General features: G+C 59.8%; 16 protein-coding genes. 9 read left to right on the top strand and 7 right to left on the bottom strand.

Features of this window, described 5'->3' with window-relative positions:
- Positions 1-48: 48 nt before the first annotated feature.
- Positions 49-492: a DUF6389 family protein gene (locus tag KYT97_RS04945; RefSeq protein ID WP_116103424.1), complete on the top strand. Its 444-nt coding sequence runs from the start codon at positions 49-51 to the stop codon at positions 490-492.
- A 21-nt stretch (positions 493-513) separates the two neighbouring features.
- The gene (locus tag KYT97_RS04940; RefSeq protein WP_033231896.1) at positions 514-912 is read left to right on the top strand and encodes a hypothetical protein; all 399 of its coding nucleotides are present in this window, start codon (positions 514-516) and stop codon (positions 910-912) included.
- Positions 913-1,006: 94 nt separating this feature from the next.
- Here KYT97_RS04940 and KYT97_RS04935 read toward each other — a convergent pair whose 3' ends face one another.
- The 4 genes from KYT97_RS04935 to KYT97_RS04920 all read right to left on the bottom strand — a co-directional run bounded on the left by KYT97_RS04935 (position 1,007) and on the right by KYT97_RS04920 (position 3,950).
- Positions 1,007-1,462 carry a hypothetical protein gene (locus KYT97_RS04935; RefSeq protein WP_230590040.1) on the bottom strand — a complete coding sequence of 152 codons (456 nt, stop codon included), beginning with the start codon at positions 1,460-1,462 and terminating at the stop codon, positions 1,007-1,009.
- A 176-nt stretch (positions 1,463-1,638) separates the two neighbouring features.
- Complete coding sequence (locus tag KYT97_RS04930) at positions 1,639-2,349, bottom strand: GAF and ANTAR domain-containing protein (protein ID WP_045067862.1); 711 nt, start codon at positions 2,347-2,349, stop codon at positions 1,639-1,641.
- 129 nt (positions 2,350-2,478) lie between these two features.
- Positions 2,479-2,808: a hypothetical protein gene (locus KYT97_RS04925; protein ID WP_051730309.1), complete on the bottom strand. Its 330-nt coding sequence runs from the start codon at positions 2,806-2,808 to the stop codon at positions 2,479-2,481.
- Positions 2,805-3,950, bottom strand: a complete 1,146-nt coding sequence (locus KYT97_RS04920; RefSeq protein WP_045067861.1) for an alkane 1-monooxygenase — start codon at positions 3,948-3,950, stop codon at positions 2,805-2,807. The genes KYT97_RS04925 and KYT97_RS04920 overlap by 4 nt, the downstream gene beginning before the upstream one ends.
- Before the next feature lie 804 nt (positions 3,951-4,754).
- Between KYT97_RS04920 and KYT97_RS04915 the strand changes: the two genes are divergently transcribed.
- The gene (locus KYT97_RS04915; protein WP_033231898.1) at positions 4,755-5,066 is read left to right on the top strand and encodes a MerR family transcriptional regulator; all 312 of its coding nucleotides are present in this window, start codon (positions 4,755-4,757) and stop codon (positions 5,064-5,066) included.
- Positions 5,067-5,202: 136 nt separating this feature from the next.
- Here the strand turns inward: KYT97_RS04915 and KYT97_RS04910 are convergent, their stop codons facing one another.
- Together KYT97_RS04910 and KYT97_RS04905 are read right to left on the bottom strand one after the other, a co-directional pair.
- Complete coding sequence (locus tag KYT97_RS04910; RefSeq protein ID WP_033232178.1) at positions 5,203-5,424, bottom strand: CDGSH iron-sulfur domain-containing protein; 222 nt, start codon at positions 5,422-5,424, stop codon at positions 5,203-5,205.
- 5 nt (positions 5,425-5,429) lie between these two features.
- Positions 5,430-6,101: a HemK2/MTQ2 family protein methyltransferase gene (locus tag KYT97_RS04905; protein WP_033231899.1), complete on the bottom strand. Its 672-nt coding sequence runs from the start codon at positions 6,099-6,101 to the stop codon at positions 5,430-5,432.
- 299 nt (positions 6,102-6,400) lie between these two features.
- Between KYT97_RS04905 and KYT97_RS04900 the strand changes: the two genes are divergently transcribed.
- Positions 6,401-6,757 carry a hypothetical protein gene (locus KYT97_RS04900; RefSeq protein ID WP_033231900.1) on the top strand — a complete coding sequence of 119 codons (357 nt, stop codon included), beginning with the start codon at positions 6,401-6,403 and terminating at the stop codon, positions 6,755-6,757.
- A gap of 38 nt (positions 6,758-6,795) precedes the next feature.
- On the opposite strand, the gene KYT97_RS04895 is transcribed toward KYT97_RS04900, so the two are convergent.
- The gene (locus tag KYT97_RS04895) at positions 6,796-8,241 is read right to left on the bottom strand and encodes a UDP-N-acetylmuramoyl-L-alanyl-D-glutamate--2,6-diaminopimelate ligase (protein ID WP_245006024.1); all 1,446 of its coding nucleotides are present in this window, start codon (positions 8,239-8,241) and stop codon (positions 6,796-6,798) included.
- Positions 8,242-8,653: 412 nt separating this feature from the next.
- Here KYT97_RS04895 and KYT97_RS04890 point away from each other — a divergent pair, with 412 nt between their 5' ends.
- The 5 genes from KYT97_RS04890 to pepN all read left to right on the top strand — a co-directional run bounded on the left by KYT97_RS04890 (position 8,654) and on the right by pepN (position 14,800).
- Positions 8,654-9,367 (top strand): hypothetical protein, encoded by a 714-nt coding sequence (locus KYT97_RS04890; RefSeq protein ID WP_219111857.1) that lies wholly within the window; start codon positions 8,654-8,656, stop codon positions 9,365-9,367.
- Positions 9,364-9,984 (top strand): class F sortase, encoded by a 621-nt coding sequence (locus KYT97_RS04885; RefSeq protein ID WP_245006023.1) that lies wholly within the window; start codon positions 9,364-9,366, stop codon positions 9,982-9,984. The genes KYT97_RS04890 and KYT97_RS04885 overlap by 4 nt, the downstream gene beginning before the upstream one ends.
- 88 nt (positions 9,985-10,072) lie before the next feature.
- Entirely contained in the window at positions 10,073-11,377 is a 1,305-nt protein-coding gene (locus tag KYT97_RS04880) for a DUF1254 domain-containing protein (protein WP_245006022.1), read from the top strand.
- Positions 11,378-11,474: 97 nt separating this feature from the next.
- Positions 11,475-12,275: a bifunctional hydroxymethylpyrimidine kinase/phosphomethylpyrimidine kinase gene (gene thiD, locus KYT97_RS04875; RefSeq protein WP_033231904.1), complete on the top strand. Its 801-nt coding sequence runs from the start codon at positions 11,475-11,477 to the stop codon at positions 12,273-12,275.
- Positions 12,276-12,313: 38 nt separating this feature from the next.
- Entirely contained in the window at positions 12,314-14,800 is a 2,487-nt protein-coding gene (gene pepN, locus KYT97_RS04870) for an aminopeptidase N (protein WP_219111855.1), read from the top strand.
- Position 14,801: the final 1 nt, after the last annotated feature.

Below are 14,801 nucleotides of genomic sequence, written 5' to 3'. Positions count from 1 at the left end.
TGCTCCGAGGGTGAACTGCTCCGGGAACGGCACGGATATGCTGAGTCCGTGGAAGCAACTGAGTACCGCGCCGCACTGAGAGCCGTCCTCGACACCGCGTCGCCGGTAGTGGCCGCTCGGCTCGAAACGATACGCAACACAGCGTCTGCCCGCATTGACGGCGTGATCATCGAGGTATTCGTCGACCAGGACGCGCACGGCACGTTCGATGTCTGGGCGCGATTCGACGGCCCTGATGCGTTCACGTTGGATAGGCAGCTCGGTGATGAGCGGGAACTGTTCGGCGTAATCTGGGGTGAGGACGGCTGGGAGCCTGCGGTTCCGGTCCGGCCGCGGATTTGGTCACGAGAGGAACTCGAGGACGTCATCGTCGAGGTCGTTGCCGAGTGGGTCGACCCACTCATCTTGGTCGGGCCATCCAACCTGTACTGGGAGGTCGCCACGCCGGACGGTGCTGTCGACCCGCGCCCCGTCGGAGCGAACCGTGAGTGAGCCTTCGATCGGTGTGGCCGGATGACGCATCGGCTCAGGTTCAGATCGGTGTTCGGCGGCCCGTCGATACCGCTGACCTACTTCGAAGAGTTGAGTCGGATCAAGTGGCAGCTGCGGAACGTGGAGTTCCAGTACGACTTCGACCTGTTTGTCATCGTCGGTGGCGACATCACGACGGTGACTGATCCGACCGGTGTCCGGTCCCCGCGTGTTTTTCTGGCGCGGCGCACGATCACTGCGCAGATCCAGATGAACAGTGCCGACGTCCTGGGAGATTCCGACCCACGCGGATTCTTGCGACAGACGATCCACGCTGCGGTGACGGAGCTGATCGCGCGCATCGCCGCCCGCGACGCCGACTTCGACGTGGATGTGGAACGGCAGAAGGTCGCGTTCTTGGTGGGGGAAGCGCTCGGCTGACATCCACATTGCTGGAATGCGGCAAAGCGCGTGGTTCGGAGCAACGGCTGTAGCGACACAGTTTCGATCTGGTTCGTATTCGATCGAGTGAGACTTATTCCTGCAGAGCAGATCCCTCAGTCGTGCAACGCAGCCGAGGGGCCGGGGTGATCTGTGAGTGCACCGATATCACGTGTGTTGCCGGCTTCAGGAGGCTGACGTCTCCGAAGTCCGCGTCCGCGAAGATCTTCTTTCCGTCGGCTTCGAGGCGCCTGAGAACGGAATCGAATGCGTCGATAAGCCATTCATCGGTGGCGTCGGCGAGTAGTTCGTCTGGGAGGCCGCCGATTTGAGATTGGAAGATACGAACCAACCACGAGCCGGCGGGATAGGTTTCGTCCGACAGACCCTCGGCAGTGTTGGTGGCCAGTACGTAGCGGCTGTACTCGAGATCGACACGGATGGCGTAATCGCCGGCGAGGTTGACAACATTGGCCGGACGCTGGGTTGCAGCGGCCAGTGCGATCAATGCGTCGTTATATGTTTCCGAGTGCTTCGACGTAAGGGGAATGATTGACCTACCTGTTCGAGGTGGCCGTTGCAGGGCAGCACGGCATGGGAATTAAACGTCCGTTGCCGATGCTTGACGAAGAACTGAAACAGATCCTATCCCAGCGGGCCAGACATGATGCTGCCGGCTGCAAGGCAACCGTCTCGCGCCAACTTTCTCAGGAGACAGCGAGCCGGTCAGTCGAGAGTAGATCGATGCCGGACGATGACGTCGCGAGCGAGGTCTGCGACCTTGACATTCATGTTCTGCGAAGTCTTCTGCAGAATCTCGAATGCTGCGTCGCTCGATACCCCGTGTAATCCCATCAGCAAACCGACGGCCTGGCCGATCTCACGGCTACCGGTCAGACCTCGCCGCAGCGATTCGGCATCCTCTCCTCGCGACAACGCAGTGACTGCCACAGACGCGAAGGAGACGAGAACAATAGCCACGTCGGCTATGTCCTCCGTGAACGCTCCCGGTGTATCGGAGAAGAGGTTGAGAGCACCGATTTTGCGTCGGTCGACGAGTAGGCGGAACCCCATGCTTCCACGGATCGGAGTCTTCGAGAGAGCTTGCCGCGCAAATTCAGGCCACTGGTTCGGAGTGCGCAGATCCGACTCGAGCTGTGGTGTTTCGGTTTCGAGAGCGTCAAGGCACGGACCTTCTCCGGTGGCGCGCTCCAAATCATCTGCAAAAGCGGCCATCTCATCACTCGCAGCGACGGTGACGGTGGTGTTCCCACGGCGCAGCATCAAACTGGCATGATCACAACCGGGAATCAAGTCGACCGCGGCGGAACAGATCGCGTTGTACACGTCGGCATCGTCTGTCGCGGAGTAAAGAATCTGGGCCAACGCCGCAAAAACAGCTGCGGGTTCTGTCAGGGCATTGTCTGGCCAAGACATCGTTTGTGCACCTCGGGGTCTGCTGTTAAGTCCTACCTGCATCGAACGGTACTAGATCCTACTTTCCCGTCGTCAGAAGCTTTTTGCGGCTCGACGCTTCCCGGATCTCGACGGTTGAAATGCTGTGAATCATCTTCCGTCGGTGTCGTCCTGCTTCGTGAAACCTTGCTCTCCGGAACCCTGCTCTGCGCGGGAACCGAGGCGTACTTGTCGTTTGTATCGTGCAGCGGTCGCGAGGAGGTAGCGCTCAGCGGCGGTGTAGTCGATGGTGGTGCCGTCACGCTCGTTGCCTGGTGTTATCAGTTCAAGATATCGGCGCCGGATGCTTGCTGCGTCAGGTTGCGTGCGGAGGAATTCCACCGCTGCGATGATCTCCGGGGCGGGCGGTATTTTACTGCGGTCCGTCGTTCCTGCAGGGGGAGTGGAGCCCTGCCTTTCCTCACCGGTGTGCGCGTTCATCGTGAAGTCGCTTTCGTGTTGACGAGGGTGAGATCACCGTCGTAGTAGGCGAGAACACGGCGATCCATGAGCCACCTCCACAACGGGGGTATCCAAGCGCAGACGATCATTACCGCGTATCCCGCCGGCAGTTGCGGTGCCGCCGGGCTACTTCGCAATGATTGGTATCTCAGGCGTGGGTTGGCGTGATGATCGCTGTGACGTTGAAGTTGATAAAGGAACACATTGCTGACGATGTGATCACTGTTCCAACTGTCCTCCGGTCGGACTTTCGTAAAACTGCCGTCGGATCTGCGCTTGCGTAGCAGTCCGTAGTGTTCGATGTAATTTGCCGCCTCCAAAAATGAGATCCCGGCGATTGCTTGGAGTGCTAGCCAAGGGGCGATCTGCCAGCCGAACACTGCGATCAGTCCACCGAATAAGACGATGCTCATCACCCATGTCTGAACGATGCTGTTCTGCGCACCCCAGCTGAGTTTTCCGCGTCGGCGCGCACGCGCTGTTTCGATCGCCCAACTCGATTTCAATCCGCCGATTACACTGCGTGACAAAAACATCCAGAATGATTCGCCGAACCGAGCGCTGGCTGGATCGTCAGGTGTTGCCACTCGGACATGGTGCCCGTGATTGTGTTCGACGAAGAAATGCCCGTAGAACGATTGTGCGAGAACAATTTTTGCCAACCATCGCTCGACGGCTTCGCTTTTGTGTCCGAGCTCGTGTGCGGCATTGATTCCTACGCCGGCTACGACTCCGACTGTCATGGAGAGGGCGATCTTCTCACCCATCGCCATGGGGGCGTTCACCCAGCACCAGCACGCAAACATCAACCCGGCATACTGTAGTGGCACGAAAAGGTAGGTGCACCAACGATAATAGCGATCCTTTTGCAGCGGCGGAATTGCATGATCCGGCGGGCTCTGGCCGTCTCTACCTGAAATCAAGTCGATGATCGGAATGATCAGTACCAGAATCCATGCCCCGGTCGCCCAGAACAATCCCAAGCTCAGACGATCGACGAGCAACCAGGACAGGAATGGGCTCAGTGGGATCAACAAGGCCACGGGCCACCAATACCGTTTTCGATCCCGCCACCTGGGTAGATCAACTGTCTCGGTAGCGATATCTTTGTCGGTCGTCATGGTGTCTCCAACATGTGCTGCACAGTCGTGGGTGTTCCGGTCGTTTGCTGAGCATGCAACCTATGTATCCCTTTCCGTCGCAATAAGTTACAAGGATATTCGTGCGACTGATGGGTGGTCCCCGAGCATTCTCGGCGCTGTGTCTATCGACAGAGTCTCGTGTTGCGGCGTCTTGTGTCACGCCATTTGGGACGTGTCCGTACACGAATGTTCACAGAGGTAAATGGTGCCGCGAGGAAATGTGCGGTCACGCGCCGAGCATGCAGGAAATCAAGCAGAAACTTCAGGATCTGGACGACACTTCTCTGGACTGGACAGCAAAATAACTAGTGCTGTTCAGTTTGCTTGTAGCACTGCGCTTATCGCACCGCCCATCTTCGGACCACGTTACAGTGTCAGGCAGGTCGGTTTGGAGTTGGTGTCCGTGTTTCGAAACCCGATCAACGCAGGCTCTCTCGACACTGTCGGATAAGCCTTGGTCCGGTTTCCCTCGTGATTGGTCATAGGGCCTCCTGGAGTTGCGTGGTTAACACTGCCTGAGGCGTCGTTCTGCAGATGTGACACTAGATCTGCCTGTTCATTCAGATCTGTCTGTTCATTCGACGGTTGAGCCCATCGCCTTCCCTCAAAATCTATACCAGCAGCTGCAGATAATTGGCAACAGCTGAGGTGGAAAATTGACGGGACAAATGCGCGCTCGCATTGCACACTGCTGGACTCATGAAATCTGTGCTGGCGACGTTAGATTGAAATGCAGAGAATGTTAAGGTTGCACGGTCAATGAAGACGCCTAGGAGGTATACCGTGACGTCAGAGACCCAGGCGCGCGCGCTTCGAGGCGTTTACGGAATCTCGGTGATGGCCGAACTTTCCGGAGTCGGGCCGCAAACGTTGAGATTGTATGAGCGACGAGGGTTGTTGACACCGACCCGCACCGGAGGCGGAACCCGCCGATACAGCGAATCGGACCTGGAGACGCTGGCCCGTATCACTGCGCTGATCGACGACGGTGTCAACTTGGTCGGCATCCGGTTAATACTGTCGCTCGAGGCCGAGAATTCAATTCTGGCGGCGAGGGTTGCACAGTTGAGCGAACAAACTGGAGTTCGAGTCTGACCGGCGAGTTGGTTCCGGTTTCCTCTGCAGGCCCACCGCGAATCATGATGGCTCGCTACAACTCTCGAACCTCACGTCCTCTGGTCGACTAGGCCGCGCCGAGGGCTCACATGGCTTTGCCACATCACGTCCACATTCAGCGCTGGTCACGAGGGATGGACTTCCTTTTCTTGTGTGTGCCGTCGCAGAACGGAGAGATACTCGTACCACCGCATCGGCACAGCGCGACCGTTGCCCGTTTTCGTTCGATCGGATTGCCCGCGCCATCGATCAGGGTTGCAGGACCACGAACAAGTATCGGTCCGTCCGGGCACACGGTGACGGTGACCGAGCTCATGTCGCGTTCGGTATCGGACATGGAATTCACATGACCTCCTTGTCGAGACTTGGTTTCGCGGCCCGAAGGACAACGATCTCTTCGGTGCGCTGGCCCGGAGCGATGAGGCCGCGGGCCTCGAACAGTGCCGCCCGCGCGGAGAGTACGCGCCCGAAAGGGATCTCCGCGCGAGCCACGACTTCCACAGATAATCCCTGTTCTTCCAGCATGGACTGAGTTTTCTCAATCCCGCTGAGCACAGACTGCGCGATCAAGAGAACACCTGACTCGGCAAGCACTCGGGGTGCGTGTGTACATATCCGATCCAGAAGCACCCGCCCGTCTACGCCCGCGTCCCACGCCCGCTCCACGCCGCGAGTGGGTAGGACGTCGTCGTGCGCAGGAACGTACGGGGGGTTGGAAATGACTACGTCGAAACGTTGGTCTTGAACGGGTGTAGTCAGATCGCCTTGAATCACTCGAATCGAATGCCGATGCAGGATGGCATTCAACTGGGTGGTGACGACTGCGCGACGAGATATGTCGACGGCGGTGACATGTCTGGCTCCGATTGCAGCGGCGCGCAAGCTCAGCGCCCCCGTCCCGGTGCAGAGATCCAGTACCCGAGAGTCCCGTCCTAGTCTCTCTGCAGCCAGTGCGTCGGCCAGCAGCCACGTATCTTCCTGTGGAGGGTAAACACCTGGCAGACGCAAGAGCATCGGTGACTCCTCGAGGTTGTGCGTTGTGGTGACGCGGCCGTTTAACTGAAGCAATCCTATACTCCAAACGGTCAATTATCTGCATCCACTGATGTAGATAAGCTACATTTAGACTGGATGACAAGAGTCGATTTGAAATCAGGACAAGGCGAGTATGGCGGGAGGTATGACTGGTTACAGATCAATCATCACGACGGCGCGGTCGATTGGCCCACGAATGCCTCTGGGCGCCGAGCGTGAGCGAAACGCTACTGCGATACTGAATGGGTCGGCGTGAAATACAGCGGAGGGTTTCCTCGATGACTGAACAACCCGGTCTTGCCGCAGGGGCCGAGCGGGAAATCGGCAGGAGGACAATCACTTACGCAGTCTCGATCGTCCTGGTTGTGATTGTGATGATAGTGGCACTTGTGGTGTTGGGTTCTCGGCGGGGCGAGTGTTTCGACACCGACGTGCTGGTCTGCTCGCGTAAGGATCGACGCCTTTTGGTGTTCTTGCCGAGCGTGACGCTCTTGGTGGGCGCCGTAGGGGCATTCTTACGAGCGTCGCCGCGATGGCATCGCACTCGCAGGCTGTCCATCAGATCGTATGTCGGATGGATTCTCGTAGGGTTGGCCGTAGCGTACGGTGCGGCGTCGTTTTCCTTCTTGTTCTGACCGATCCGAAGGGTGAATGGACGACAGTGCGCTGACAACTATTTTGCATACTTGACGAGTGCGCGCTCGAGTACTTGGCGATCGTCGAACACTATCTCCGTACCGTCGTAGTTCATCACGTGGTCGTTCCCACGCCCCGCAACGACAACGATATCGCCTGCTTTTGCCAAGCATACGGCGGTCCGTATAGCGTCACTCCGATTCGGGATGATAAGCACCTCTGCATGATTCGCGAGTCGCGCCCCCGCGGCCACGTCATTTCTGAGGGCTGTTGCGTCATCGTGGTACGGACCTTCGTCGGTGACGACAACGACGTCGGCATGACTGCCGGCAGTACGACCCAGAGGCTCGCGTTTGCCGGGGTCCCGGCCCCCAGTGGCGCCGATGACGACAATGATCTTTCCCTTCGACAACGAGCGCAGGTACGGAAACAAGCGGAGTTGCGCACCTGCGTTGTGTACGTAGTCGACGAATGCCAGGAAATTCTGTCCTATTTCCACATTTTCCAATCTCCCGGGGACGGTGTCGAGATTTTCGATACCGTCGAGCGCCGCCGCGATATCGACTCCTCCGATGCGAAGAGCGGCAATTGCCGCCAATGCGTTGTCAACTTGGTGACACCCCAGCAGGCGCAGCCGGATTTTCCTCTCCCAACTCCCATGGCGTGCAACAAAAGATGTTCCCGTTTGATCGGCCTCGATGTCAGTGGCGGTGACATCGGCGCTGGCACCAAGCGATGAGAAGGTCAAACGAGGAACAGTGACGCGTTCAGCGAGGGCTTTGCCGTACTGATCGTCGACACTGATCGCCGCGCGGGCGCAACGTTCGGGTAAGAAAAGCTGCGCCTTCGAGTCGAAGTACGACGCCATAGTTTTGTGGAAATCCAGATGGTCACGCGAAAGGTTCGTGAAGGCAGCGACGCGAAAGAACGTCCCATTGACTCGGTGTAGTGCAAGACCATGACTCGACGCTTCCATAGCGACAGCGTCGACGCGGTTGTCGACGAAAGCGGACAACGTACGTTGCAACGTGCACGCTTCAGGTGTCGTTCGCTCCGCTTCCGATACGCCGTCTGGTCCCCGAACGCAGATTCCGCTGATGATGCCGGTGCGCAGTCCGGCCGCGGCTAGACCGGCTTCGAGCATGAATGTAGTGCTGGTCTTGCCGTTGGTGCCGGTAACGCCGTATACGTCGAGCGATGTGGAGGGATCGCCGTATATCCAAGCGGCCAAAGGGCCGAGGATCTTTCGGGGGTTCTTCACCACAAACGCCGGCAATATTTCAGTGGGTCGATCGCTGACCACAGCGACGGCACCCCGCTGCGCTGCTTCGGCGACGAACTCGCCACCATGGTGTTCGGTGCCTGGCAGCGCCGCGTAAATATCGCCAGGGCGAACCTGACGGGAGTCCTGACAGACGCCGGCAACAACCAGGGTTCCTTGCTCGCGCAGTAACTCGCCGTCCGCGCCGAGATATTCAGCCACCGCCTCGAGCGACCATTTCGGTTGTCTGCTGGGCCTATTCGACACGGTGCGCATGTCGGATCACGGCGTTTGTGCTCTAGGTGGCATGTCTCAGGTTTGACATTTGCGAGTTGCGCCAAACACTTCACGTGGCACTGCACACCGCAATCATTCCGCTGCCGCTCGCCGATTATGCACACGCGCGGATGATCAGGCCTGCGTGAGCACAATTGCCGCGCGGGGGTTACTCGGGTGAACTGTAACTTTTGAATCGCGCCGAAACGATGTACCCGATGTCGGGATCGGCTGCGGAATAATTGCCCGATGGCACCACAAGAATATTTTGTCAGTCCGATCGTGCCGATATATGCGATTGTACTGGTATTTTGACTGAATTGACCAGATTGTCAGACCGTAGATGAGGGTAGCGGGAATGAGAACTTTTGGTACCGCAGGTGCGTGCGCAGCGATCTTTGCCACCGCAGCCCTGATCACTACGGCGCTGCCGGGAGTAGCCGGCGCCGCGCCCGTTTTGACGCAGACGTGCGTTCCCGAGATCAATGACAACTCCATGTCGCTCGATCCGGCCGTCGTCGACGGCTGGTACGACGTCTCGACCGGCACACCCGGCACGAAGATCAATTCCATCGAGTCCTGGCGCGCTGTCCCAGGCGACACTCTCGAGTTTCGAGCCTCGGTAACCATCCGCGCGCATGGCAGCCCGGTCAGCGGCACCTTGCGGATCGACGGCGCGGGACTCACCGGCGACCCAGAACTCCGCTCACGTATGACACTGACCCAGGATCTGGGGATGTCCGGAACGAAAGTCACGCATGCGGACAACGGACGAGTGATTCCGGTCCGAGCAACCCTCGCCTTTGATGCGTCGACTCCGAACCTCGTGGCGCAGAATCAATCCGTCGACCTTTCCGCGGTCAAGATCGTGCTGACGGGCGATACAACCGATCCGGGGACCGACTGCCCAGACGACGGCGGGAATGGCGGCAACCAGGGTGGTGGAAACGGCGGCGGTGGTGGCGAAAATGGCGGAAACAACGGTGGCAACCAGAACGGTGAACTGCCCGGACGCGATGTAGGCAATCGAGTTCCGATTTCCCAGGTTCCGTCCGGGCCGATCTCGCGGTGACGCAATCGTCTCGCCAGACGCTTCGGCGTCTGTGCGGCGCAGCGGCGCTGACGGTGTTGTTGTGTGTCAGTGGGTGTTCGGACGACAGTGACCAACCGGTTCGGGTTCTGGCGACCGGGCAGGAGGATTTGCCACCTGCGTTGGAGGCGGCAGTCGACAATCCGGCAACACCGACGCAGTTGCGCATCGGCGGCGAGGCCGCCGTGGTTCTTGCGATCAAGACAACGTCGGGTGGTTCGCTGATTCCTCCGGAGGATGTGAGCAAGGTCGGCTGGTGGGCGGACTCCGCATTTCCGGGTTCGGGTACGGGAACTGTTGTGATCACCGGCCACATCAATGACGTGTACGCCGGTGACGGTTTCGGAAAGAAATTCTCGTCGTTGACTCCGGGGTCGGTTGTGACGTTGACCGGGGAGGATGGCCACGAGTGGACCTATCGGATCGATGCGGTTGACGAGTACCGCAAGGACGGGGAACTACCGGTCGAGCGCCTGAACCGGATGGACGGACCGGAGACGCTGGCGTTGATCACGTGCGGGGGAGAGTTTGTGGGTCCGCCGCTGGGTTACGAGGACAACGACATCGCCTGGGCGACACGGATTCCCGATTTGTCGTAGTTCTACGCATTGTCGCGATTATCGATATCGTTGGCCGCACTAGCGTCTTCGCCGCACTGGTAACAGTGCCCGATTGAAGGACACGAGTGTGAGTGCACTGACAGGGACCGCGGCCGCTGCGTATTTCTATTACTACCCGCTGGTGGAGAACCTCCGACAGGTGGAGCGTTATGTCACGACCGGCGTCGGCTCCAATCCTGCAACACCGTTCAACAGTTTCTCGCATGCCCGCAAACTTGCAGGGCCAGAGGACACGTTTGTCACGATCAACAACGACACCGTCTATTCGATGGCGCAGCTTGACCTTTCGGGTGGACCACTGCGATTGGACGTGCCCGCAACCGGGGATCGCTATTACGTACTCCAATTTGTCGACGCCTGGACGAACAACATCGCGTATGTCGGCACGCGGGCTACGGGCAATGAAGCCGGCAGTTTTCTGATCGTCCCACCGGGCTGGACCGGAGAATCGGAACATCCGGTGGTCCAGGCCTCAACCGACATTGTGTCGATAGTCGGCCGATTTGCCTGCACCGGCCCAGGCGACATTCCCGCCGTGACGAAGCTGCAGGATTTGCTGATACTCGAGTCACTCGACCCGGCCGCGACAGTGAACGGTCTACCCGTGGTGGACGCGAACCTTACCGACGAACTGCTCTTCTGGCAGCAGGCACACCGCTGGTCACAGGCATTCCCCGCTCCGATCGCGGAATCTGCCCTGATCGAGCAGTTTTCCGGTTTGTGGTCTCCGGATGTCGATAGCGATGACCTGCGCGCCTGGTATGCGGACGGCGTCGCCGAGCTCGAGGACGCCACCAAACACGGCCAGGCACCGGTCTTCAACGGATGGACAGTGGGCCTGCATCTGTTCGACTACAACCTCTACAACCTCGGCCTCGGAACGATCGACGACGACCGGTGGAAGATCCTGGACGAGAAGGTGCGCATTGTCGAAAGGGCGATTGCGTGCCGCCTGGGGCTGTGGGGAAATCACGCCTACGAAGCGGTGTATGCACAAGCCTTCACCGACGTGACCGGAGCGCCTCTGATCGGCGAGAACACCTATCTCATCAACTTCCCGGAGAAACCGCCCGTCGGCGCATTCTGGTCGATCACGCTCTACGACATTCCGCGCTACTACCTGGTTGCCAACCCGATAGACCGGTACTCGATCGGCGACCGCACCGCCGGAATCCGCTACGAAACCGATGGGTCTCTCCGGATCACCATCTCGAAGGACGCGCCGACCGACGCCACCGCGCGAGCAAACTGGCTGCCGTCGCCCGATGCAGCATTCAGGCTGGTGCTTCGGCTCTATATGCCAGGGGAGGCGATCCTCGACGAAACCTATTCGTACCCTCCGGTGGAGCGGGTGAGTAACCAGGACACGTAGTCGCGGAGAAGCGCCGGGGTCAACGTTGATAAACTTCGACCTCCGGCGTTCGCGGGTATCCGTGGATGGTGTCGAAGCCTCAAAAGGAGTTTGTACCGTGGTTGACCTCGCCTATGTCATCGCTGGATCCGAATCCACCGGTGGTGCCGGCTTACAGGTCGACCTCAAGACCTTCCAGGCCCGCGGTGTCTACGGAATCGCCACCACGACGTGCATCGTGTCCTTCGACCCGAAGAACAACTGGGGCCACCGCTTTGTCCCCATCGCGCCCGAGGTGATCGCAGACCAGATCGAGGCAGCAACGTCGGCGCACGATCTCGACGTCGTGAAGATCGGCATGCTGGGAACTCCCGCGACCATCGAGGTTGTTGCGGAGGGGCTGCGTCGTCAGTCGTGGCGGCACGTGGTTCTCGATCCGGTTCTGATCTGCAAGGGTCAGGAGCCCGGAGCGGCACTCGATACCGATACGGCACTTCGTGATTCGATCCTGCCCCTCGCAACGGTTGTCACCCCGAATCTCTTCGAGGCGCGCACCTTGGCCGGAATGGACGCGATCTCGAGCGTCGACGAACTGATCGAAGCAGCGCGTCGTATCCACGATCTCGGACCGAAGTACGTTCTGGCCAAGGGCGGCGTGGAACTGGCCGGCGACGACGCCGTCGACGTGCTGTTCGACGGAACCGACGTGACGGTACTTTCTGCTCCCAAGGTTGGCCAGGAGCGCGTCTCCGGTGCCGGTTGCACCCTTGCGGCTGCGGTGACTGCAGAACTCGCAAAGGGCGCTGACGTGGGAGAAGCTGTGGCACTGGCAAAGAAGTTTGTCACCGCGGGTATCGAGGCCCGGGTCTCGGCGCACACGCCGTTCGACACCGTGTGGCAGGGAGCTTTCACCGGATAGGAGACCTGATGTTCGCCCGGCCTGGCAGGATCAGACGGGTGAGCACAGCAAACCTGAACCGAACTGAAGTCACTCTCCGATCGTCCGCGGTATCGGTCACCGGTTATCGAGTGGAGTTGGACCTCCGCTCGGCGGTCGACCCTGCTGTGGCGACGTTCAAGACCGTCACCACGATCGAGATGACGTCGACCGTGGATTCGACGTGGCTCGATTTCATCGGTAGGGCGGTCGAATCGGTGGAGGTGAACGGCCGTCGTGTCGCTGTCGAGTACGACGGTGCGCGGATCGCGCTGAACGGGCTGTCGGATGTGAACGTCGTGCAGGTTGTTGCGCTCGCGGAGTACAGCCGCTCCGGAGAGGGTCTGCACAGATTTGTCGACGACGCCGACGGGCAGGCGTACCTCTACACACAATACGAACCAGCGGATGCGCGTCGGGTGTTTGCGTGCTTCGAGCAGCCGGACATGAAGGCGCCATTCACTTTTGTGGTCACGGCACCGCAGTCCTGGGAAGTGCTGTCGAATCAGGTTCCCGTGCAGACAGATTCGAATTCCACCGGCAGCAAGACCGTCACTTTTGCTCCGACACTGCCTATTTCGACGTACATCACGGCAGTGGCGGCCGGTCCGTACCATCGAGTGAGCTCGGGGTGGAGTCGCGGCGACCTCACCGTCGAACTGGGTGTTCTGTGCCGAGCGTCGCTGGCCCAGTACCTCGATGCCGACGACGTGTTCGAGGTGACTCGGCAAGGTCTCGACTTTTATGCCGATGCCTTCGACTACCCGTATCCGTTCGGCAAGTACGACCAGATCTTCGTTCCCGAATACAACCTCGGCGCAATGGAGAATCCGGGCCTCGTCACCTTCACCGAGTCCTACGTGTTTCGCGGCAAAGCCACTGCCGAGCAGTACCAACGCCGCGCGAACACGATCCTGCACGAGATGGCACACATGTGGTTCGGCGACCTCGTGACCATGGTGTGGTGGGACGATCTGTGGCTCAAGGAATCGTTCGCCGATTTCATGGGATCGCTTGTCAGCGTCGAGGCAACGCGGTTCACCGACGCCTGGGTGGCGTTTGCGATCAAGCGAAAAGCCTGGGCGTACGTGCAGGATCAGTTGCCGACCACGCATCCGATCGTCGCCGACATCGTCGATCTGGAAGCTGCGAAGCTGAACTTCGACGGCATTACCTACGCCAAAGGTGCGAGTGTCCTCAAACAACTGGTGGCCTTTGTCGGGCGTGACGCGTTTTTCGAGGCGTCACGGAAGTACTTCCGGGCGAACGCTTTCGGTAACACTCGGTTAGTCGATTTCCTCGACGCGCTGAGCGCGACGTCCGGGCGAGACATGCGCGATTGGTCACGTGCCTGGCTCGAGACAACGGGAGTGTCGACGTTGACGTTCGAGGGCGGGGAATTGGTGCAAACCGATCCACGACCGCATCGTCTGGCAGTCGGGGTCTACAACTACGGCGATACCGGCGACCTGGTTCGCACGGCACGCGTCGAGGTCGACATTTCGGCGGAGCGCACACCGATCGACGTTCCCGCGGGACCACTGATTCTGCTCAACGACGACGACCTGACATACGCAAAGATTCGGCTCGACGCCGCGTCGCTCGCCACCGTCGAATCGTCGCTCGAGCGTGTTGTCGATCCACTCGCGCGTGGATTGATTCTGTCCTCGCTGTGGAACTCCGTACGTGACGGTGAGCTGCCGGTATTCCGGTACCTCGCGGTGGCCGAACAAAGTGGCCCTTCAGAACCGGACCTGGCGATTCTCAGTTCGATCACTGCTGACGCGCAGTTCGCAATCGCGCACTATGTTCCGCGCGAGCTGCGCTCCAGCGCGGCGGCTGGGTGGTTGGCGACGGCATGGAAGGCGATGTTCGAGAGCGAACCGGAATCGGGCCGTCAGTTGGCGTGGGCCCGAGCCTGTGCCGCCGCGGCGGCGCTCGACGATTCGCGGGCTGACGCGTTGCGTGCCATCCTGCTCGGCGAGAGCCCCGGCCCGATCGGGCTCGCTCTCGACCCCGATCTTCGGTGGTCGATGTGGATTGCCCTGGCTGCCACAGGCTTTGCCGAACCGAGTGACCTCGACCACGAGTTGCGCAGCGACGGGACATCGGCCGGCCGGATCGCCCACGCTCGCGCACTCGCGTCGTTGCCCACCGCAGCGACCAAGCAACGCGTCTGGCAGGCCGCAACCACAGACTTCACACTGTCGAACGATCATCTCGATGCCATGATCGGCGGCTTCAAAGCCGGCGTCGACGCGTCCCTGATCGAGGGCTACGCGGCGGACTATTTTGCCTCGTTGCGCACGTGGTGGTCAGGGCGCAGCATCGAGATTGCGCGGCGCCTGGTGAATGGCTTGTTCCCGGCGTCCGGGGATCTGATTGCGGTCGATCGGTGGCTCGACGCCAATGCCGATGCGCCGGCGTCGTTGCGGCGGTTGGTGCTCGAGAAGCGCGACAACCTGGCTCGGGATCTGAAGGTTCAGGCGTTCAACTCGGCGCTCTGAA

The sequence above is a fragment of the Rhodococcus globerulus genome (genome assembly GCF_019334125.1).
In the GTDB taxonomy this organism is placed as follows: domain Bacteria; phylum Actinomycetota; class Actinomycetes; order Mycobacteriales; family Mycobacteriaceae; genus Rhodococcus_F; species Rhodococcus_F globerula.
This window is presented reverse-complemented; position numbering and strand designations above follow the sequence as displayed.